This window comes from Paenochrobactrum glaciei (assembly GCF_039522165.1).
Taxonomy (GTDB): Bacteria; Pseudomonadota; Alphaproteobacteria; order Rhizobiales; family Rhizobiaceae; genus Paenochrobactrum; species Paenochrobactrum glaciei.
Map to the genome: position 1 here is coordinate 1 of NZ_BAAADE010000046.1, position 642 is coordinate 642.

Annotated in this window: 1 protein-coding gene; it reads right to left on the bottom strand. The window is 53.1% G+C overall.

The window, feature by feature from the left end; genetic code table 11:
- Positions 1–642, bottom strand: a 642-nt coding sequence (locus ABDZ76_RS17600; RefSeq protein ID WP_343808681.1) for an IS30 family transposase, incomplete at both ends; no start/stop codon positions are given.

Here is a 642-nt window from a genome sequence, read left to right on the forward strand (position 1 = left end):
ATGCCAGCTTGCAGATAAGCCCATTCGCTGAACTCGGTACCCCGATCAAACGTTATCGAGCGGCGCGCGATCTGGGGCAGGGGTTGGAGGATGCTAATCACCCCATTCATCACCGGCCGTGACTGGCGGTCATTGTTGCGCAGCAAGACCGTAAAGCGGCTCACCCGCTCGACAAGAGATGTCACATTGGCTTTGCCGAACTTGTTGCGGAACTGGATAAGGTCGCATTCCCAGTGACCAAATTGCTTGCGTCGGGCCACTATATCCGGACGGTGTAAAATGCTCAGTTCAGGCGGAAACCTGCGTCCATGACGGCGTCGGGCATGACGCGGACGTCGTCTGGCGCGACGCTCGGGCAGCTGTTTCCAAAGCCCTTCTTTTCGGCCATCGACGGAATATACAAACTGATAGATCGTTTCATGACTGACAGAGATGGGATGATGCTCCAACCGCATTCTCCCGGCAATTTGTTGCGGCGACCATCCCAGGCATATTTGTCTAATCACGGATTGACGTAAATGATCAAACCGGATCAGCTTGCGTTGCCTTGAACGGCGATCGCGGGACTTTTGCTCAGCAATCGTACAATAATATCCGGTAAGATCTGCGATCTCATCATCTTTAAACTGATTGCGTTTGAGT